We start from the raw sequence: 20,507 nt of genomic DNA on the forward strand, positions 1-20,507 counted from the left end.
GCCGGCGGAAGGCGGTCGAAATAGTAAAAGGTGGAAAACCAGGACATCCACAGGAGCCGCACAGTGAAATCGAGCCGCACTTTTATTCGGCATTTTCTTTTCCTTATCGTTTTGTTTCCCGGTCTATGTGCTGCCTCCTGGCAGGGTGGGCCGGCTCCGCAGAGGGAAAACTTCCGGCATGAGTTCCGCTGGGTACAGGACGGGGGTGTTTCCCGGGAAAAGGCCGCTTCGATTGTGAAACGGCGTTTTGGCGGCAAAATATTATCGGTCTCTGAAACCCGCAAACAGGGCCAGGTGGTCTACCGGGTAAAGGGGCTGTCCGATAAGAGTCAGGTCTATGTAGTTTTTGTGGACAAGAAGAGCGGCAGGATCTCCCGTTAATCACCCGCTACCACAGACTCGCAGTACAAGGGAAAGAATATGCGCGCACTATTAGTCGAAGATGAAGTTTTACTGCGCCAGCAGCTGGCAGAATCACTGCGCGGCGCTGGCTATACCGTAGATGAGGCGCCGGATGGAGAAGAGGCGCTCTACCTGGGGCGTGAATATCCTTACGATGTCGCGGTTATGGATCTGGGGCTGCCAAAAATGGATGGCATTCAGGTGATTCAGACACTGCGTGGCGAAGACAAGCATTTCCCTATCCTGATTCTCACCGCTCGCGGCCACTGGCAGGAGCGTGTGGCCGGCTTGGAAGCTGGTGGTGACGACTATCTGGTAAAGCCCTTCCACACCGAGGAGTTACTGGCGAGATTGAATGCGCTGGTGCGGCGCTCCGCCGGGTTTTCTTCACCCACGATCAAAGCGGGCCCGATACTGCTGGATACCAGCTCTCAGCGGGTCACAGTCAACGACACCGAGCTGGAGTTGACCTCTTTTGAATACAAGGTGCTCGAATACCTGATGCTGCACCCGGATGAAGTAGTCTCCAAGACCACCCTCACCGAACATATCTATGAACAGGACTGCGACCGGGATAGCAATGTGATCGAAGTGTTTATCGGGCGCCTGCGCAAGAAATTTGATGCGGCGGCACAGCTTAAGCCCATCGAAACCCTGCGTGGCCGCGGTTACCGCTTTATGGCTCCCAGTTGACCCTGATTTGTAATGCGACTGTTTTCCTTTTGGCTGAATTCCCTAAAAGGCCGCCTGGCACTGGTTACCAGCCTGGTGCTGGTGGCTTTTGTGCTGCTGATTTCCGGGGTGCTGGAGCACGCTTATCGCACCTCTTTGAATGAGGCCAAACAGCGCGAGCTGCAGCTTTATATCTACACCCTGTTGGCACTGGCGGAACCTGAGGGCGAGAGTCTGGTGCTGCCGCCCGAACTGCCCGAACAGCGCTTCAACCAGCCGGATTCCGGCCTGATTGGCGCAGTTTTGGATGGGCAAGGGCGGGTAATTTGGCGTTCTGAATCGGCTCTGGCAATGCCAGAGGTGGAATTTTCCCCGCTGCCTCAAGGGCAGCAGTCTTTTATGCGTATTTCCCTGCCAGGTGGCGATGCCAATTACAGCAGCTTCCGCCAGGGAGTGGCTTGGGGTCTGGAAAATGAGCACCCTTTTACCTTTGTGGTGCTGGAGGATGCGGCGCCGCTACAGGCACAGGTCGGGCAGTTCCGTTCGACCATCTGGCAGTGGCTGGGGGTGGCGGCGCTGTTGCTGGTCTTGGCTCAATGGCTGGTATTGCGCTGGGGATTTGCGCCGTTAAGCGCACTGGCGCAGGCCCTGCGCGATATGCAGCAGGGTGGCAGCGATCGCCTGGAGGGAAACTTCCCGCTGGAGTTGCGCCCGCTTACCGACAACCTGAACCTGTTGATTGAAAATGAGCGGCGTCAGCGTGAGAAGACCCGCCATACCTTGGCGGACCTGGCCCACAGTCTGAAAACGCCACTGGCGGTACTCAAAGGGTTGAGCCTGGAAAAGGACCCCGATGCCGCCGGAAAAACCCTTGCAGACCAGGTACAGCGTATGGACAGTATTATTAGCTACCAACTTCAGCGTGCGGTAGCCAGCTCCCCTAAGTCTATCCTGCGCGGTATTGCCGTGGCGCCACTTCTGGAAAAGATCCTGGATGCCCTGGAAAAAGTCTATCGCAGCAGGCCCTGTGAAGTGCGAAGGGAGTGTGCTGAGAACGCCCTATTCTATGGGGATGAGGGCGATTTGATGGAGCTGCTTGGCAACCTGCTTGATAATGCTTACAAGTACGGTGCCGGCCAGGTTCGAGTTGTTATTGAGAACCCCGAGGAGGGGCGCAAGCTCTCTATCCGGGTCGCTGATAATGGGCCCGGCCTAGATAGCGATAAATGGCGCGAAGTAACCCAGCGCGGAGTACGTGCCGACCAGCAACAGCCTGGCCAGGGTATTGGCCTGGCTGTTGTGGTGGATATTGTTGAGAGTTACCAGGGGCAAATCAGCGCTGAATCTCTTCCCGAAGGGGGCACGGAAATTACTGTACTGTTGTAGTTACTACATGGCCCCTCCTGATCGTCACTCGCTAAAACCAATCGGCTCGCATATCGAACGGCAGGTTATTGCCACTTTGCAGCAGGCTTATTTGCGGCTGGATATTGGGTAGTTCCCATTCAAAATAAAAGAGGGCGGTGTGCAACTTGCCACGGTAAAAATTGCCATCTTCCTCGCTGGTAGTTCCTTCCAGGGCATTCGCGGCGATAACCGCCTGTCGCAGCCAGATCCAGGCCACCATAATGCAGCCGAAAACATCTAGGTAGAGAGTGGCATTACTGAGTCCGCGATCCACATCCTCCTGTAATTGCGTAAACAGGGCCATGCCCGTTTCGTCGAGCTTTTGCAGGGATTCCTCCAGGGTATCGGCCATGCTAACCAAACTCTCTTTCTGCCGTGCTTCCAATACCGTTTTGCGGATTTCCGTTTGCAGCAGCTGGTAGGCCTGGAAATTTTTGCTGGGCACTTTGCGCGCGAGTAGATCGAGGGCGTGGATACCTTCAGTGCCCTCGTGAATGGCGTTCAGGCGATTATCTCGATAAAGCTGTTCCAGGGGGAATTCCCGAATATAACCGGCGCCGCCGAGTACCTGGATGGCCAGTTCATTGGCTTTCAGGCAGTATTTGGAGGGCCAGGATTTCACTACCGGAGTAATTAGGTCTAACAGAGTGGCTGCCAGCTGGCTCTCTTCTTCCGTGGGTGCGCTGTGCTGGTCTTCATAAAGAGAAGTGGCGTACATACTTAAGCCCAGGCCACCCTCGGCATAGGCCTTTTGCATCAGCAGCATACGGCGAATGTCTGCATGTTGAATAATGGGTACTTGCTTGGCGCTGGGGTCCTGGTTGGAAGGCAGGCGTCCCTGGGGGCGGTCCTTGGCATACTGCAAGGAGTAGGCATAGCCCTGATAACCCAGAATAGAGGCCCCTGCGCCGACACTGATCCGAGCCTCATTCATCATCTGGAACATATATTTGAGCCCCTGATGAGGCTCACCGATCAGGTAGCCCACTGCGCCCTGATCCTCACCAAAGCTCAATACTGTAGAAGTCGTGTTGCGAAAGCCCATTTTATGCAGCAATCCCGCCAGTTTTACATCGTTGGGCTGGGCTACCTGGCCGTTTTCATCAAGGAGCATTTTAGGCACTAAAAATAGGGATATTCCCTTAACGCCGGCGGGAGCACCCTTGATTTTTGCCAATACCAGATGAACGATATTTTCTGTCAGAGACTGGTCGCCGCCGGAGATATACATCTTTTGTCCGCGAATACGGTAGCTGCCATCTTCAGCCTGTTCGGCACTGGTGCGGATATCGGCCAGAGCTGAGCCCTGATCGGGCTCTGTGAGGGCCATAGTGCCGGCGAAGCGGCCATCGAGCATCTGCGGCAAAAACTGTGCCTTTAGGCTGTCACTGGCAAATGAGCGCAGTAGGTTGGCGGCGGCAATAGTCAGGAAGGGGTAGCAAGCACTGGCAATATTTGCGGCACTAACATAGCCAAGGGCCGTGCTGATTATCGCTTTGGGCAGCTGCATACCGCCTTCATCAAAATTGCAATGCCCCGCGAGAAAACCGGCCTCGGAGAAGGCATCCCAAGATTGCTTGGTCTCTGCGATCATCTGTATTTTTTCGCCGTCAAAGTTGGGCTCATTGGCATCGCCCTTGGCATTGTGGTTGGCGAAAAATTTTTCGGCAATAGTGCGTGCGGTTTTCAGTGTTGCATCGAAAACTTCCCTGGAATGCTCCTTGTAACGTGGTCGCTGTAGCAGCGCTTCGGTATCGAGAAATTCATAGAGTAGAAATTCGGTATCACGGTCGTTGAGCAATGAATTAGTCATGCTTACCTCATTATTTTTTTTATGGAGCAAATGTACATATTAGTCCGACTACAAAAATTTCAAATCCACTGCACTATTGCTGGAGATAGACTCTCGTGCCGTGCTGATCAAATATTTTTTTGAGTGCTGGATAAATAAATGTCTAGTTGGTGATTGAATGGCAGATAAGTAAACGCTGAGGCTCAAAATTGGGCAATGACTTTTTGTGTGAATGCGCTTGGCGATATGGTGGGAGAAGGCCGTGGGCCATAGACTGGCAGTGGTCTTTACAATTGTGCATATCGCAAAAAAAGAAGGACTAGTCAGTAGCGTTCTGGTAAGTGGGTGCAGACCCTTCGGTGGGACGGGGGGTCACTTGTCGCCATAAGCTGCGGGCAAGATCTGCGGGGTCTCGCTTGCAGCCCTGTGCTATCCAGGCAGCAATAGCTTGTGCGACATCTGGCCATTGGATACGTACAGATTTTGGCCTCTCCTGCAACCAGGTGTGAATACTATTGGCATCTATGGAGCGTACGATCTTCGCCAGCTTTAGTTGTTCTAGTGCTTGGGCATTGGCTTCCTGTTCAAATTGATAGGCCAATGGTCGGCTTAGGATGGGTTTGCCTTGAGCCAGGGTCTCTGCCAGTAATTCAAAACCACTGTTACAGATTACTGCACGGGCATTGACCAAGTCCTGTTGGAATCCTAGTGTGGACGGCGACTTTATCTGGATATTGTTTGCCGTGGGCAGATTTTCTGGCACACCGTAAACAATAAATTGCCGTTCTACTTTGGCCAGTTCCTCCAGCATGGGTATTGGGTGTTCAAAGGGCAAGTAGACCAGAATGTAATCTTCTGTGTCACTCTCGGGTTTGGGTTGAGGGGGGACTATGGGCGGTAATATGGGGTTGCCAAAGTGATGCCAGTGCAAACCCAGGCTTTTTTTTGTGGGAGCAAAGATACGTAAAACGGTATGAAAAGGCCAGTTATACCTGGGCATGGGAATCGAGTGTAAAAAAGCGTATTGGTGACCGATACCCACACTGGGCTTTTTGTGCATTTTCGCCGCCCAGGCGGTGACAGGTTCATAGTCACTGATGATTAGGTCGTATTCGCTGACTGGCAGTTTGCGGACATCCTGGATTAATTGGCGCAATTTAGCCTGGGCAACCGTGGCCAAGCTTCTGAGGCGCCCCTCACTGTGGACAATGGTCATTCCCTCCCGCCACCAATAGTCGCCAAACAATTCCATGCCAAACAGGTTTTCCTTGGGTCTACCTGAAAACAGCCATTGGATTTCAAGTTCTGGGTATTGTTGCAATGCCTTTGCCAATGTGCGCGAACGGGCAATATGTCCATTGCCGGTGGCCTGAACGCCATAGAGTATTTTCATAAAAGGACGGCGCCAGTGGCTAATGCGACACATGAACCCAGAAGGGCACCGGCGAAAATATCAGAAGGGAAATGTACTCCCAAGCCTACACGGGCGGCGCCTACCCCGGTCGCCCAGATATAACCTAGTCCCCACATTGGGCTGACTTGTTGAGTCATAAATGTAATAAAAAGAAAGGCTGCAGAGGTATGTCCCGAGGGCAGGCTGAAACGGTCATGGGCGATAATAATCGGGCGCATACCGGGGATAGCCTGAGGTGGACGCCTGCGGCGGGTCGTATTTTTGATTGTCCAATAGAGAGAGCGCTCTACCGCCAAGCCAGAGCATGCGGCAATAAAAAGCTGAGTGGCGGCGTTGGAAATAATATAACTGAGGAGTACGGCGACGGTGAGCCAGCCATCTCCAGATTTGGATAGCCAAAGGTACCGTCTGCGTGAAGTGGGACGTGACGCCCGTTCCGTGAGATACAGAACCAGGGACACATCAATACTCTTCAAATTCATGGATAAGTCTCGCATGCCGCAAACTTAAAAATTGATTATTGCACGGAGTTGACCAAATGATGTCGTAATAGTGAAATCTCAAAATAGATGTTATTTACGCCTATATACCGCTTTAAAAAGCTTGGCAGAAAATTGATCCAGGATAGGTGAACAAGGCGCTAAGAAAGGAATGGCTGGAAAGAGAGTCGGAGCAGCTTTCCGCGGCTCCATGATTTGCCCGTTAGAAAAAAGCAGAAAGGTTTTGAGAATAGTGGCTAGGCCGATTTGATTTCGATCGTTCCAGAGCCGTGTAGATTCTCCACCAGCTTATGGCCGCAGAGTTTTGATGGCGTGAAATAGCCCCCTTCGCCCTGATAGTCGAGGAGATATTGCATGATTGCCAGGGAACCAGAGACGGTAACATCGTAGCCGTTGGCGGTGGTGAGTCGGCCAACTTTACGCTCACCGCGACGGTCATTGCGCACTTCTCCCCAAACCCAGGTTTTCTGGCCGGCACGACGCTCTTCACTGGGGCCTCGAACAGACTTGCTCACTTTTGCTTTCAGCCAGTTTTGTAGCCACTGGGTACGAAGCAGCCAACGAAATCCATTCAGGCGCTTTAGCTTCTTTGCTCTTGCAGGGCTCATGGGGATGTAGGCCTCAATGTTTTGAATACCGGTTGAGTGGAAGGCAGTGGAGATATCGCCCCAGGGAATTGCGACAGCAAACTTTTCACCTCGGCCAAAATCGATGGTGCGGGTAAGCTGCCCATGGCCAATGGTTTCGATTTTGCCATTGCGCCGAATGGCGCCTCCCATACCGAGGCTTTCGATAGAGGTCTTGGCTGTACCGGGGCTTAAACTCGACTCCGAGTCGAAGCCAAGCGCCAGGTGCGTGGCTGACGGTAGAGCCCTGTGTAATGCGGCAGCGAGGCAATCAGTAGGAATGACATCGAATCCCGCACCAGGGCAAAGTACGACGCCCTTGGCTTTGGCTTCATCATCAAGACGGTGTGCGGACTCATAAACGGAAATTTCACCAGTGATATCCTGGTAGTGGGTACGGGTGTTGAGGCAGGCCCTCATCATGGATTCAGCGGTAGCAGAAAATGGACCGGCGCAGTGGATAACCAGATAAACGTCTCGCAAGCTGCGTTCCAAGACTTCTGTATTATCCAAGTCGATGGCCATGGCCGGGAGATTAAGGGCTTCTGCCAGAGGCTGTAATTTTTGAGCATTGCGACCAGCTAGAATGGGGCGATAACCCAGCGCTACAGCTTGGCGGGCAATCAGCTCACCAGTGTAACCATAGGCGCCATAGATCATAATATTCTTGTTGTTCACCGGTTTTCCTTGTGGGTTCGAGAGCGGGCTGTCCGAGAGGATCAAGCTTGGCGCCAAATTTTATCGATTAATATCGGCTTCTGTCTGACACGAGAGGTTATCCCTCTGGCATTAAATGGCGCAACACAGGGATTGGAGACTGATTGGATTTATTTATTCTGGCGCTTTTTTTACGTGGGTGTTATCCATCATTTCGAAGGCTTTTTCGAGTTTAAAGCGGGGGAATGTTTTTCCATCCTCTGAGACTGTGTCGCTAAACATAGCGTAAGGTCTAGCCGAAACAATATAGTTTCCGTAGAGAGCGCGATAGATCACCAGGAGCTCTTCTGTTTCGCTATGGATGGCCGTGTGCAGGACTTCGTAAAGATTTCCTTTGTAGTGGCGATAAAGACCGGGTTTCATCAACAAATACCAAGTTAACTCAAATGGTGTGGAGACAGCTGTAGCTGCTCAATACGGCGGCCGTGGAGAATTGCTACACCGGAATAGCGATGTTCTCCAGTGGAAGTAAATTCAAACTCATAACTGCGTTGCAGGCTGATCTGGCCTCGACGGTCACGCTTTAAGCGGGTGCGTACCAGCACGACCGTATCGTCGAGAAGTTGCACTCCCAGTTGTTTGCAGTGATTGGCCGCAGCGCGCCTGACATGTTCTTTTGCTGCCATATTGGCCCAGATATACCAAGCCACGGTAGCTAATAGTAATAACCAAAGTAGATTGTCGGGTGAGTAGTACATTGTTCTACAGTTGCTATGATCGCGATCCGCAAGAATAACACTGAAGGAGAGGCGATGTCTGGCACCATAATGATCACCGGCTGTAATAGAGGCATAGGTCTGGAGTTGACTGCCCAGTTTGCCAAGGATGGATGGCGTGTATTCGCCTGTTGTAGAGATCTGAAAAAGGCCGATGAACTCAACGCCTTACAGGCTAAATACCCATTGATAGAGCCCATCCAGTTGGATGTAACCGACTATGAGCAAATGATTGCTCTCGGTAAGGCCTTGAAAGGGGAGCCTATCGATATCTTGCTCAATAATGCGGGATATTACGGCCCAAAAGGCACTGGTTTTGGAAAAGTGGACCGGGAAGAATGGCGCCGCGTATTGGAGTCCAACACCATTGCGCCATATATGATGGCGGAAACTTTTTGCGATAACGTAGCGGCCAGCGACTACAAGCTGATAGCCATGATGAGTAGCAAGGTGGGCAGTATCGCCGATAACCGCTCTGGGGGTGGTTATATTTATCGAAGCTCCAAAACAGCACTCAACCAGATCGTTAAAAGCTTGTCGATTGATCTCCATGATCGCGGAATCACAGTTATGGCCCTGCACCCGGGCTGGGTGAAAACTGCGATGGGAGGTCCCGGTGCCCTGATTTCAACGGCACAAAGTGTGGCTGCACTGAAGAAGCTGCTTACGCAAGCGGGTCAGGGTAAGAGTGGACGATTTTATAATTATGATGGCAGTGAAATCCCCTGGTAATCCCCATATCTCCTCAATTGGCCTCTGTTGATCACCTACTAAGAAAACGCCCTTTGGGTAGGAAGAACCACTCCCTGAATTTGCCGCATGTTTGTACCGATTGCAAGATTGGGCAAGGATGCGGAAGAAGTCTGCTACCCGCAAATTCAAAAGACGCGAGAAAATACACTTAATGGAGGGATGACTATAGCTCCTCCACTTATTGTTATCAGTAGTCAGCGTGGCGTAGAAAGCATTTAGGCAAGGAATTGCCAGTCATTAATGCGTGCAGCGGAGATTGAGAGAAAGTAATGAATAGCGTAACTGAAAGTCTCGAACATAGTAACGGGCAATCTCAGGAACGTCTTTTTACTGGGTTGCGGATTTTTCTGAGTGCCTCTTTGGCGATTGTGGCAGCCCAGCTTGTTGGTGTGCCCAGCTGGGTGGCGGCCCTGGGTGCTGTTACCTATTTTGCCAGAGGCGGCAGTTTGCGTTCCGGTGGCTATAACCTGGCCTGTGCAGTTACAGGACTTGGGCTAGGATTGGTCGCAATTGTGGGAACTGCAGGGTGGCAACTGGAACATCCATGGTTAGCTTTACCTATGGCCTTATTATTATCGGCCATTGGGGCCTGGGCAATGGGTTTGGTTACTGGGGTTGGCAATATTATTAGTTATGGGATTGGTATCTTGATCGCTTTCACAGCTCAGCAACCGATCTCTTTAGATGGTTATTTCCTGCTTATTACTGCTGCTGTACTTGGCGCGATAGTCGCGGGGTTGGTTGATTTTATCTGGCCGGGAAAACTCTTTATCTCTGGATCGACGAAAAGCAAATAACTTTTGGCTGTTGAAGAAAGAGAGAGTACTCCGGACTCCCATTATATCTGTGAAAGAATTGTTCTGAGGTATCGATAATGTTGAAGAGCATCGTATTTACAGGGGCCTTTGTTTTTTTAACTGCACTGGCTTTCACTGAGCCCGAGGCTTCCGGTCCTGAAGCAGAGTCTGAACTGGAATACCTTTTATATTAGATTTAGTGAGTGTGAAGGATCTCTGAATTATCCGTCAAAGTTATCAGAAATAACTGTTAGAAAGCACATGGGGGTGCAACATGGAAGCGACATATTGGCATGAGAAGTGGAAGAAAAATAATATAGCTTTCCACGAAGCCTCTGGAAATTCCTTACTGTCGGAGTTCTTTTCACAGCTTTCTCTCTCTAAAGGCGATAGGGTATTTGTTCCACTATGTGGCAAAACCCGTGATATCGCCTGGTTGCTCTCTGGAGGTTATCGAGTCGTCGGTGCCGAGCTGAGTGAAATGGCGGTAGAGCAACTATTTCAAGAGATGGATATAACCCCAGAAGTCGAGCAAATTGCCAACCTTAAGCGCTATAAGGCCAGTAATATTGATATTTATGTAGGGGATATTTTCGACCTGGATAAGGAAATACTACAGGAAGTTGATGGTATCTATGATCGTGCCGCCTTGGTGGCGTTGCCACAAGACATTCGCCCAGGGTATGCCCAGCACCTGATGGCGATGACAAAAGTGGCCCCTCAATTACTGATATCTTTTGAGTATGAGCAGTCTGAGTTAGCGGGTCCCCCCTTCTCCATCAGCTCTCAGGAGATTTTTGAGCGTTACAATGCGGATTACCACCTGAAGATGCTGGCCTCCAGGGATGTGCCAGGTGGCTTAAAAGGGCTGGTACCAGCGAGGGAAGTGGCTTGGCTGCTTACCAGGCGCTAGTCGCTTAGGGCTCACGAGGGCACAATGATGGTTAGCTGGGTAAATCAGGCAATGCCATTGTGCCGGCAATAAGCGCTTCTTTTTTATGCTTGGGCCACCTCTTGATGGCGATTTCCAATTTCAGTGCAGAAGATTTATCCTGAGTTTTTACCTGATATTCAAGTGTGAGAGGCCCTTTACCGCGAAGGGCCTTGGCCGCTTTGGCCCCGCCACCACAGTGCTCGGCAAAGCGTCGTTGAATATCTTTAGTTATCCCCGTATAGAGGGTACCGCTGGAAGTGCGGATTAAATACAAAAACCAGGCATCCATTAAAATCTTGTCCGCAAGGGATTTTTCTCAGTTTCTTGTAGGTTAAAACGCATAGCTCAGTTAAAAAAGAGACTGCTGCTCGCCGGCTAGGGGTGGTGCATTAAATTGGCTGCTATCCAGGGATAGGCGCCGGTGATTTAACCCCAATTTCCTAATGGCGACAATAAACCGCTGCCGCAGTAACTGAGCGAAAACCCCTGTACCGGTTCTGCGTTGGGAAAAGTCACTTTGATAGTCCCGCCCACCGCGGCTCTGTTGTATCAGACTCATTACATGGTCGGCCCTTTGTGGGTAATGTAGTGATAGCCACTCACGGAAAAGTGGCGCCACCTCATGGGGTAGCCGCAGGAGGATATAGGCCGCCCTCTCGGCACCTGAATCCCGCCCGGCCTTCAAAATAGCTTCCAGCTCACAGTCATTAAGTGCGGGGATCATTGGAGCTGCAAGTACGGCCGTGGGTATCCCAGCCTTGCTCAATTGTTCGATAGTACGCAGGCGGGCAGAAGGCCCCGCTGTGCGAGGTTCCAATTTCCTTTTTAAATCCCTCTCCAGAGTAGTCACACTAATTGCCACCTGAGCAAGGTTGTCCTGTGCCATCTCAGCCAAGATGGGAAGATCCCGTAAAATCAGCTGGCTCTTGGTGACAATGGTGACCGGTTGTCGAAACTGCTGCATTACTGTAAGCAATGCCTGGGTTATGCCTTTCTCTTTCTCTAGCGGCTGATATGGGTCTGTATTCGCGCCTAGTGCTATGGGACTACAGGTGTAGCTTGGTTTGCGCAGCGTCTGCTCCAACAATACGGGCGCGTTAGCCTTAAAAAAGATCTTGCTTTCGAAGTCGAGCCCTGGGGAAAGATCCATATAGGCATGAGCTGGTCTCGCGTAGCAATAGACACAACCATGCTCACAGCCACGGTAAGGATTGATAGACTGAGTAAAGGGGATGTCGGGCGATTGATTGGTGGCGATAATCGACTTGGCCTTCTCTTCAATGGCGGTAGTCAGTAGTCGCTCCAGAGGCTCAGCCTCGGTTTGCCAACCATCGCTTTCCCGTGTACTGATGTGCTCGGCAAAACGACCATTGATATTACTGGCGGCTCCGCGCCCTTTATGTAAGGGCTGAGGATTGTTTGATTCTATCTTTTTCATCGGAACTAGGGTGCTGTATGTTTGTACAGTTTACGGTTTTGGTTCAGTACAAAGCAATGGCCAATCAATCTTTGTAATTGTCTATCCGCGGCTACTTAGTCAGCTCACTCAGGAGATGGAATCTACGAATGGCTCAGGTCCAACCTTTCAGGATTGATATACAAGAATCTCAGCTGGCTGATATGCACCGAAGGATACGGGAGGCACGTTGGCCTGAGGCAGAAACCGTAGATGGATGGGCGCAGGGAATCCCTTTGAATTATCTTAAGGATTTCTGTGATTATTGGCTAAATGACTATGACTGGTATGCCACTCAGCAGAGGCTGAATCAATATGACCAGTTCATAACAACCATTCACGACCTGGAAATTCATCTAATTCATGTCAAAAGCAGTCATAGAAGCGCCACGCCAATCGTAATAACCCATGGTTGGCCCAGTTCTTTTGTGGAATTTCTCAAAGTGATAGGGCCCCTGACTGAGCCGACTCAATATGGGGGGAGTGCTGAGGAGGCTTTCCATGTGGTATGCCCATCGCTCCCTGGTTTCGCTTTTTCGGGTAAGCCTGTAACGACGGGGTGGGGTATCCCAAGAATTGCCGCTGCCTGGGATACCCTAATGCATCGCCTGGGGTATCAATCGTACTTGGCTCAAGGGGGAGATTGGGGCCGGTCGGTGACCACTGAAATTGGCATACAGAATCTGGGCGCGTGCAGGGCTATTCATATCAATAATCCCAAGGAAGAGCCAACCGCTGAAGCCTTGCATTGGCCCAGTGAGGAAGAGAAAGAGGCTCTGGCCGGAATACGATTCTTCAATTGTTGGGATTCCGGTTTTGCCAAGGAACAGAGCACCCGCCCTCAAACACTGGGGTATAGTCTTGCGGATTCTCCCATAGGACAGGCTGCCTGGATATTAGAGAAGTTTCATTTATGGAGCAATTGCCAGGGAACTTTGGAGAGTATTTTTACCAGGAATGAATTACTAGACAATATCATGCTTTATTGGCTGACAAATACAGCGGCCTCTTCTGCGCGACTATTTTGGGAAAGCTTCGATGCCCCCTATGGCCCCGATCAGGAAAAGGTAGTGCAATTGCCTACTGGAGTCAGTATTTATCCTGGGGAGATGGTAAGAATACCCCGTTCTTGGGCTGAGGGGCGTTATAAGAACATTTGTTATTGGAATCATTTGAAACGGGGAGGGCACTTTTCGGCTTTTGAACAGCCCGAATTATATGTCGAGGAAATAAGGGCCTGGAAGAGAAGCTTGCAGTAGAAGCTGGTAACTTCTCTCCATAAGATAGCCCTCACCCTACAAGGTGAGAGCCGCCCCCCCCATAAAGCCCTCATCCATTATAAGAGCCTCAGTGTTACGCAGACAGAAACTGGCATCACTTGGTCATATCAAAAATTGGTAGAGTTTCTCTACTAACTGGCTACAGATTATTTCCTCAGTTTCCAATACGAAAGGGTTTTATTGAGCTTAATGAATCTAATTGCCGAGATATCAATTATTCTGGGGCCAATTTGGGATTACGAGACACTTTCGGTCTCGGGGTTATACTTAGGTGGCATGGTTAGTCCGGGTCGCTCATCATCCCAAATCATATTGACGATTTTCCATGAATGCCCATCGTGATAAAGCTGAATGCTGTTTATCCCCCGCTTGATAAACTGGGTTTTATCACTATCTCTCCAGGCTTCGTAACTACTGAATGCGTGAGCGATATTGCCGAAAGACTCAATAATATTGTGAATTTCTACCTCATAAAAAGCGGCATCTCCAACCACCCTCTGAAAATTTTCAGGGTAATCCTGGATATCCATGACCAGCGCCTGGGGATTACCTTCACCATCTAAAGAGGTTCGAATGACTTTAGCGTAAGGTGTGAATAGCGATAATTGTTTTTTCCAGTCGCGCTTGAATCCTTCTGGGCCAGAAATTACTTGATACAATTCTGTAAGAAGCACTCTGATTTCACTATGAGATCTCATTTCTAACTCCCTCTAGGTTTTTTAGGGGCTACTACTGTTTTATTGTTTAACTTTTACCTGTAAAACATTTTGTATTATTTTCTGGCTCGGAAGGGAGCCAGGATAAGATTTTCCACCCTTCTTCAGTATTGGCCAATGTATAAGTACTGCATTGATAATCCAGAACCTGTTTTTCTGAGGTGTAGCGTTTAAGCAGTATTGTTGTAACTGACATATTCTCATTCTGAAAGAAAGACTTAAACTCAAGGATCTCAGAATTTTTATAACCTCGCTTGGCTAGACCATCACGTATTTTAGATAGTACTTCTTCTACTTGTGCTGAATCTTGTGGGGTTAAAATGTGTGGGCCAAAGATAAAGTGAGGTGATTCTGTGAAGAAGTGAGATGCGGAGCTTTTTATATTGTTCGAAGAAAATTCATTAATGAAGTCTGTGATATGTTCTTCGACTGTGGGCTCTGCGAGTGATTGAAAGCTGGTACACATGAGCAAGGTTGCTAGGAGAATAATTCTTTTCAACTTGATTTCCTTTAGTTAAATTGGGGTAACTCTCTTAGGGTTCGCCATTCTCAGTAACGCTTATTTATCGTGATTGCGTCCCAATAACAATCATTCTTTTAAGATGATAAATTAAATAATATTCGAGTGTAAATATGTCCTTGTTCTTAGCGATGTTTGGGTTTTCGCTCACTATGTCGATCACGCCAGGGCCTGTAAATATGGTAATCGTCTCATCTGGAGTGCAGTATGGTTTTGCTCGTACCATTCCATTTGTATCTGGGGCGACAATAGGATTTACCTTGCTGCTTGCCATGATCGGCTTTGGACTTTACCAGGTACTGGAGCGTTATCCACAGGTGTTGCAGTATCTTGCTATCGCTGGATCACTCTATGTCATCTATCTGGGGTACAAGATTGCCAGCGGGCCCACGGAAGAGATAGCTGTTTCTGAACGTACCCTGCCACGCTTCCATGAGGGGTTTCTTCTGCAATGGTTAAATCCAAAGGCATGGATTGCCTGTGTATCTGGTGTTGCCTTGTTTTCAAGCCCTCAGAGTAACAGTTTATTTTATTTTGTGGGGATTTATTTTTTTGTCTGTTATTTGTCATTAACCGCCTGGGCTCTTATGGGGGATAGAATCAGGCTGGTGTTAGGGACTGAAGTGAGAATTAAAATATTTAATAGAGTGATGGGGGCATTGTTAGCAACTTCCGCAATCTATCTGCTATACAGTCAATTTCTTGAAAAATAGCGCCTTACAGCTAAGGTGCTTGGCTTGACTGGTGAGCCGGATCTCTTGCGACCATATCGTTACATATATTCATTGATTGTAGTTTCTAACCCTGTGAGATTGATGTTCGCAATGACATAGGGAAGCCGGGAGGGAATATTGATTTATGATTAAGCCTTATATTATTTCTTTTCTATACTAATTGGCAGTAACCTCCCTTTAGGGGCGAGTCTGCTATGGAAAAAACAAAACCTTTTCGTAAGCTTGGGGCTCAGGAGGCTCTCTTTGTAGAGTTGACCGAGAGGTCTAAGGGTGCAGTACAACTGGTTGTCTTCTTCAGAGCATGCAAGTCTATAGGTGTTGAAGAGTTAATGGAGGGGATGGAATACCTACATAATCGTCATCTAATGCTCCGTTCTCGTGTGGAAAAAAAATCTTATGCTCAATGGTTCTGTGATGTAGGATTCCGAGATATTCCTACTGAGATTAAGAGCGATACATCTTCTTTTGATTATCAAGCAGAGTTTAACCGATTGGGAAATGAAATTCTTGAGTTAGATAAATATAGTTATCGTTTGACGATTTACACCGATAAGCATGGATGTGTCATGTGGGTTGCTCTTGTTGTAAGTCATGCTGCCATTGATGGACGTTCAGCATTAATTTTGATTCGTGATTTGGATAGGTTCTTGAGGGGGCAGCAAAAAAACCAGTTTTCCGCCTCCATAATGGATAAATCTATGGTGGAATATATTAGCTCAAGGCAGAGGCTTAAAAAGCCACAATTATCTGGTTACAACAATAATTGTAAAACCGTAAAATGGCCGGTTGAAAAGGCTGAACATGCTTCCTCTCGGAGTGGGTGCTCTATTTATCGGCTTCTCCCTAAAAAGCTGTACGATCATTTTTGTTTGCTTGCAAAACAGGAGAATGTTCAAACGACTTCAATCTATAGTGCTATTGCTGTCCTCGCTGCAAGATCGTTACCAAGCTTCCATCCCATGACAGAATTAATGTTACCTATTAATGCCCAATACTTGTGTAAATCTCAAATAGAACAAGATGTTGTAGGAGAGTGTACGACTACGATAACTTTATCCTTATCCGCAAAAGATACCAGCCTCGATTTGTTGAGTCTTGCACGGCTAATACAAAAAAAAGTTCGTTTATGTTTAAGGCGTAATAGTTTTTTTGAGCCTCCTTTGAAGCTCGATTATAGGCTCGTGGAGATAGAAGATCTGGCTGAGTATTATGCTTCTAAAAAAAACTATTTCCCGTCAGGTCTTTGTGTTTCTAATGTGGGGGATGTGTTTGGGTATACGGGTTTATTGGAATTCTTTGATTTTGGTTTGGTTATGACTGTTCAAACTCATGGGGCGCACCCAATAATGCTGGTGACTTACGCTCTAGGTGGGGAAGGTGTTTTTGTTTTTGGTTATTGTGAGCCACTTATCAGTAAGGAGAGTGCGCTTAAATATGTGAAAACTTACATGGAGTTAATTGCCGATATTTCCAATGGTTATGCTGTTGAATAAAGTTGCTTTAAAAGTATAGCAGTTCTTCCTAAGTTTATAGTTAATAGATACATTCCTGAATCCCCCAGTTTTTTACTCTCATTTGAGTTGTTTCCAGAGTATAAGGTTTCTCAAGTTTGCGGTGATTGCCGACAGTAGAGGTTAGATAGGCTATTGATTGTAGATGAATAAATTTAAGGGTTTACAGGTATATTGACTGCACCTTGGATATCGGTCTCTTTTTGTTTAAAGAATTTTAAATGAAAATACGTTTGGGCGTGTCGATATTAAGTAATCTATTTATTTTTCTATACTAATTAAATAGTCATCTTAACTTGTGATGTACATCTGTGCAGGATTGAAGCTATGCAATCAGAGCCATATTCACGAGAGTTAGGTGCGGTCGAGGCCTTGATGGTCGAGTTTGCCAGGGAGTGTCATGGTGGGACTCAAATTGTCTCCTTTATTAAGGTACTTCAACCATTAAATGTGAAGACTTTGCAAGACGGGCTGGCCTGGGTGCACCATTTGCATCCTATGTTGAGAGCAAGGGTTAAATTGGGGGCGAATTTCGAATGGCATTGTAATGTGGACTTTAGCTCAATCCCTTTAGAAATTTATGTGCTTGATCATGGTTTCAATTTTGAGTTGGAGTATGTGAGGCAGTCTAAAAAAATTATAGATATAGAAAAGTATACTTATATGATTACACTTTACATTGGTAATAACCAGTGTGTGGAATGGATTTCCTTAGTTGCAAATCATGCGGCTATTGACGGTAGATCAATAATGGTCTTGTTCTTTTATCTAGATTTATATTTGAATAAAGGTGGAAACCTAGAGCTAGAGCCGCTGCCATTATATAAGCCTATAGAGGAATATCTCAAGGAAGCGGGGTACAGTGGTGGTGATCATCTGCTTCTACCAGGTAAGGACTATCTTGCATGGCCGGTCGAGCAAACCGCAGACTTGGCCAGGCGTCAAAGTAGAGCAATCCTGCGTACTTTATGTTTCGATGATGTAGAAAAATTAGCCTTAATAATCAAAGAGAAAAAAATAGGTTTTACTGCGCTGTTCAGTGCTTTGGCAGTTATTTCATCTCAGCAGTTGGCCAATCATCGTCCATGGACAGAGATCGTATTGCCAATGGATGTACGTGGTCTGTGTAAACCAAAGATAGGTTTAAATGTTATTGGGGCCTTTACAGCGATAACAACTGTGGAAGTTTCACCGCACAATTCTGGTGTGGGAGTTTTGAACTTGGCCATAGAAATACAAAATAATTTGAATGAAAGATTTAATCCCAGCGAGTTGAAAGGCTTGATTTTTGAGTCTAGTTGCAGGCTAAAAGATATCATGCAAGCTGCAAATGAATACTCCCATAAAAGAGAGTCATTTCCAGCGGGCATTTGTGTTTCGAACCTAGGCAGTATGAGAGGATTGTGTGGTGAATTGAAACATTTTGATATAGCTGCTGGTATGCTTGTTCAAAATCATGGTCACTACCCTATGATGGTGATTGCCTATACTACCAATCAAAATGGGGTATTTGTTTTTGGGTATTGTGAGCCACTTATTAGTAAAAATAGTGCGATAGCTATGGCTGATCAGTATATGGAGTTATTGCAAGAGCTTGTTTGTTCCTCATGAGGTCTGAACTGATGAACCCTTGTTTGTTCAATTTTTAAATTGATATATTGCCGTTCATTTCCCCCCTTTCTCCTATACTGAATACTGATTGTGTAGCCTTTCTATACGACAACTTCCACCAATGTAGGGCTCAAACATGCACTTAGAGCCATTTTTTCTCGAGCGGCATTCCCAGGATACTAACTCTAAGAGGATGACTACTGGGTCGGATTTTGGGGGCCAAATTTCGCTTTCTAAGCGGGGGTGCATCAAACTTCTGAGCAGTACTAGTGCTGACTTTCTATTGAGTAATGTTGTTCGTCAGGGTGAGAGATCCTTGTGATGTGGTTCGGTTGCATGAATATTAGTCATGAACTTTATCGGCATTTTTGATGAGTTATCGACCCTAATAAATTGTGATTGCTAGGAATTTTTACAAGTTGATCAAAGTCATCAAATCATATGTAGCTAAGGCCTTGTGGTTATTTAGGAGTTTATTAATTAGCTGGCGGGAAAGAGTTAATTTCATAGTGCTTTATACAGATGATGGCACAAGGTTGTATCCTTCTGAGGAGATGGGTGATAGTACATTCCACTGGAGAGTAAACTTGTGAATGATGTGGTTGTCATTGTAGGGCAAGGGCTCTATTTGTCTGTGGCAGCAATTATTGGTTTGGGTATTTCCCGGATATTAAGAATTGATAATACACTAGGATGCTTATTGGCTGGTGTATTGGCTGCTTTTCTGTTACCGGTAATCGATTATGATACAGGGTTGAGGGCAACCAGCTTAAGGGAATTGGTTTTTTTTGTGATTTTGCCCGTTCTAATTTTTGAGTCTGCTTGGCAGCTGGAGCCAAGGATTTTAAAGCGTTGGATTGGTCCGATTCTATTATTTTCGACTCTAGGGTTAGTCATTTGTGCCTTCCTGATCGCAGCAATTACTTATTATGGAATTGGCCATCCGGCGGGATTTCCCTGGATAGCGGCATTGTTGACTGGTGCTATTCTGGCGGCTACCGATCCTGTAGCGGTAGTGAATAAGTTGCGACAAGAAAAAACTGGGGAAGATTTACTTTCTCTTGTTGAAGGGGAAAGCTTATTTAATGATGCCGCAGCGGTAGTCCTTTATTCTCTGGTCCTAGGGTTGGCCACTTACTCAATTGTACAGGGGACCGGAGTAAGCGCTGAGGCTCCATCGCTGAGTGTTAGTTCAGTAACGCTGTATTTCTGCATGATATTCTTTGGTGGCGTTGCCGTAGGCTTGATTTTGGGGTTGCTGACAACACTGGTTATTTTGTTCCTACGAACACCAAGTGCAGCATTAATGACTCTAGTGATTGTGGCTTTTGGTAGCTTTTACCTTGCGGAAAGCATTTTGCATGTATCTGGTATTATTTCTGTTATGACCTGTGCCATAGTGGCTAGAGCCTGCTTGCGAAAACAAAGGAAAACCTATCTGGTAGATGCAGAAACCACTTGGGAGTGGTTGGGGCTTCTCTTTACTTCAATTATTTTTGTGATCATGGGGTTGGTCATTACTTTCGAAATGTTTACCCATCAATGGTTGGCGATGTTAATTGCCACGGCCGCAGCACTGGGCGCTCGGGCCCTGTCGGTGGTGCTGGTAGCACCATTAACACGCTTCGTGGGTCCGCCAATTCCAAAGTCTTGGCGACTGCTGATGAGTTGGGGTGGCTTGCGTGGAGTGATTGCTGTAGCCCTGGTACTTTCCCTTCCCGTTGAATTGCCCTACTGGTGGACTATCCAATCTATGGTTTTTGGTGTAGTACTTTTTTCCTTGCTGGTGCAAGGAACTACCAGCGGGCGTTTAATAAGAAAGCTGGATATCTAAAGCTTAACTACTGGGTTTTTTCTGTTTGATTATGGGCAGGAGTAATCTGGGAATAAAGTTCGAGAGATGTTATTGATATTTCTGCTTAATTGCGTTGTGATTTAAGGTTTATCGT

Annotated in this window: 21 protein-coding genes; 11 read left to right on the forward strand and 10 right to left on the reverse strand. The window is 47.5% G+C overall.

Annotation, left to right across the window (positions count from 1 at the left end; all coding sequences use genetic code 11):
- Positions 1 to 63: 63 nt before the first annotated feature.
- From ACJJJA_RS08265 to ACJJJA_RS08275, 3 genes are read left to right on the forward strand one after another with little or no spacing between them, the layout of a single operon-like run.
- Positions 64 to 381 carry a PepSY domain-containing protein gene (locus ACJJJA_RS08265; RefSeq protein WP_252085190.1) on the forward strand — a complete coding sequence of 106 codons (318 nt, stop codon included), beginning with the start codon at positions 64 to 66 and terminating at the stop codon, positions 379 to 381.
- A 39-nt stretch (positions 382 to 420) separates the two neighbouring features.
- Positions 421 to 1,095, forward strand: coding sequence for a response regulator transcription factor (locus tag ACJJJA_RS08270; protein ID WP_252085191.1), 675 nt, complete (start codon positions 421 to 423; stop codon positions 1,093 to 1,095).
- Between the two features lie 12 nt (positions 1,096 to 1,107).
- A complete protein-coding gene (locus tag ACJJJA_RS08275; RefSeq protein WP_444904290.1) occupies positions 1,108 to 2,460 on the forward strand; it encodes an ATP-binding protein in 1,353 nt (450 codons plus the stop codon).
- A gap of 31 nt (positions 2,461 to 2,491) precedes the next feature.
- Here ACJJJA_RS08275 and ACJJJA_RS08280 read toward each other — a convergent pair whose 3' ends face one another.
- The 6 genes from ACJJJA_RS08280 to ACJJJA_RS08305 form a co-directional block, all read right to left on the reverse strand.
- Positions 2,492 to 4,294 (reverse strand): acyl-CoA dehydrogenase, encoded by a 1,803-nt coding sequence (locus ACJJJA_RS08280; RefSeq protein WP_444885586.1) that lies wholly within the window; start codon positions 4,292 to 4,294, stop codon positions 2,492 to 2,494.
- A gap of 298 nt (positions 4,295 to 4,592) precedes the next feature.
- Positions 4,593 to 5,666, reverse strand: a complete 1,074-nt coding sequence (locus tag ACJJJA_RS08285; protein WP_444888458.1) for an MJ1255/VC2487 family glycosyltransferase — start codon at positions 5,664 to 5,666, stop codon at positions 4,593 to 4,595.
- Positions 5,663 to 6,169, reverse strand: a complete 507-nt coding sequence (locus ACJJJA_RS08290; RefSeq protein WP_444888459.1) for a phosphatase PAP2 family protein — start codon at positions 6,167 to 6,169, stop codon at positions 5,663 to 5,665. The genes ACJJJA_RS08285 and ACJJJA_RS08290 overlap by 4 nt, the downstream gene beginning before the upstream one ends.
- A 254-nt stretch (positions 6,170 to 6,423) precedes the next feature.
- Complete coding sequence (locus tag ACJJJA_RS08295) at positions 6,424 to 7,491, reverse strand: saccharopine dehydrogenase family protein (protein ID WP_444904291.1); 1,068 nt, start codon at positions 7,489 to 7,491, stop codon at positions 6,424 to 6,426.
- Positions 7,492 to 7,644: 153 nt separating this feature from the next.
- Positions 7,645 to 7,893, reverse strand: coding sequence for a DUF1653 domain-containing protein (locus ACJJJA_RS08300; RefSeq protein WP_252085197.1), 249 nt, complete (start codon positions 7,891 to 7,893; stop codon positions 7,645 to 7,647).
- A 14-nt stretch (positions 7,894 to 7,907) separates the two neighbouring features.
- Complete coding sequence (locus ACJJJA_RS08305) at positions 7,908 to 8,228, reverse strand: DUF3301 domain-containing protein (RefSeq protein ID WP_444888462.1); 321 nt, start codon at positions 8,226 to 8,228, stop codon at positions 7,908 to 7,910.
- 54 nt (positions 8,229 to 8,282) lie between these two features.
- Here ACJJJA_RS08305 and ACJJJA_RS08310 point away from each other — a divergent pair, with 54 nt between their 5' ends.
- From ACJJJA_RS08310 to tmpT, 3 genes are all read left to right on the forward strand, one after another.
- The gene (locus ACJJJA_RS08310; RefSeq protein WP_252085199.1) at positions 8,283 to 8,978 is read left to right on the forward strand and encodes an SDR family oxidoreductase; all 696 of its coding nucleotides are present in this window, start codon (positions 8,283 to 8,285) and stop codon (positions 8,976 to 8,978) included.
- A 290-nt stretch (positions 8,979 to 9,268) separates the two neighbouring features.
- On the forward strand, positions 9,269 to 9,796 hold the full coding sequence (locus ACJJJA_RS08315; RefSeq protein WP_444904292.1) for a DUF1097 domain-containing protein: 528 nt from the start codon (positions 9,269 to 9,271) through the stop codon (positions 9,794 to 9,796).
- Between the two features lie 274 nt (positions 9,797 to 10,070).
- Positions 10,071 to 10,709 carry a thiopurine S-methyltransferase gene (tmpT, locus tag ACJJJA_RS08320; RefSeq protein ID WP_444888465.1) on the forward strand — a complete coding sequence of 213 codons (639 nt, stop codon included), beginning with the start codon at positions 10,071 to 10,073 and terminating at the stop codon, positions 10,707 to 10,709.
- Between the two features lie 31 nt (positions 10,710 to 10,740).
- On the opposite strand, the gene ACJJJA_RS08325 is transcribed toward tmpT, so the two are convergent.
- Both ACJJJA_RS08325 and ACJJJA_RS08330 read right to left on the reverse strand, forming a co-directional pair.
- Positions 10,741 to 11,019, reverse strand: coding sequence for a GIY-YIG nuclease family protein (locus ACJJJA_RS08325; protein WP_444885578.1), 279 nt, complete (start codon positions 11,017 to 11,019; stop codon positions 10,741 to 10,743).
- Between the two features lie 60 nt (positions 11,020 to 11,079).
- A complete protein-coding gene (locus tag ACJJJA_RS08330; protein ID WP_444888466.1) occupies positions 11,080 to 12,168 on the reverse strand; it encodes a PA0069 family radical SAM protein in 1,089 nt (362 codons plus the stop codon).
- A 128-nt stretch (positions 12,169 to 12,296) separates the two neighbouring features.
- Between ACJJJA_RS08330 and ACJJJA_RS08335 the strand changes: the two genes are divergently transcribed.
- On the forward strand, positions 12,297 to 13,445 hold the full coding sequence (locus ACJJJA_RS08335) for an epoxide hydrolase family protein (RefSeq protein ID WP_444888467.1): 1,149 nt from the start codon (positions 12,297 to 12,299) through the stop codon (positions 13,443 to 13,445).
- Positions 13,446 to 13,702: 257 nt separating this feature from the next.
- Here ACJJJA_RS08335 and ACJJJA_RS08340 read toward each other — a convergent pair whose 3' ends face one another.
- A complete protein-coding gene (locus ACJJJA_RS08340) occupies positions 13,703 to 14,164 on the reverse strand; it encodes a hypothetical protein (RefSeq protein ID WP_252085205.1) in 462 nt (153 codons plus the stop codon).
- 46 nt (positions 14,165 to 14,210) lie between these two features.
- Positions 14,211 to 14,681 (reverse strand): DUF6841 family protein, encoded by a 471-nt coding sequence (locus tag ACJJJA_RS08345; RefSeq protein ID WP_444888468.1) that lies wholly within the window; start codon positions 14,679 to 14,681, stop codon positions 14,211 to 14,213.
- A gap of 134 nt (positions 14,682 to 14,815) precedes the next feature.
- Here ACJJJA_RS08345 and ACJJJA_RS08350 point away from each other — a divergent pair, with 134 nt between their 5' ends.
- From ACJJJA_RS08350 to ACJJJA_RS08365, 4 genes are all read left to right on the forward strand, one after another.
- Positions 14,816 to 15,415, forward strand: coding sequence for a LysE family translocator (locus ACJJJA_RS08350; protein ID WP_444888469.1), 600 nt, complete (start codon positions 14,816 to 14,818; stop codon positions 15,413 to 15,415).
- A 215-nt stretch (positions 15,416 to 15,630) separates the two neighbouring features.
- Positions 15,631 to 16,929, forward strand: coding sequence for a condensation domain-containing protein (locus ACJJJA_RS08355; protein ID WP_444888470.1), 1,299 nt, complete (start codon positions 15,631 to 15,633; stop codon positions 16,927 to 16,929).
- 345 nt (positions 16,930 to 17,274) lie between these two features.
- Positions 17,275 to 18,558: a hypothetical protein gene (locus tag ACJJJA_RS08360; protein WP_444888471.1), complete on the forward strand. Its 1,284-nt coding sequence runs from the start codon at positions 17,275 to 17,277 to the stop codon at positions 18,556 to 18,558.
- Positions 18,559 to 19,147: 589 nt separating this feature from the next.
- On the forward strand, positions 19,148 to 20,392 hold the full coding sequence (locus ACJJJA_RS08365) for a cation:proton antiporter (RefSeq protein WP_444885570.1): 1,245 nt from the start codon (positions 19,148 to 19,150) through the stop codon (positions 20,390 to 20,392).
- The last annotated feature ends 115 nt before the right edge of the window (positions 20,393 to 20,507 follow it).

It is taken from the genome of Microbulbifer mixtoriginis (SeqCode) (assembly GCF_052466865.1).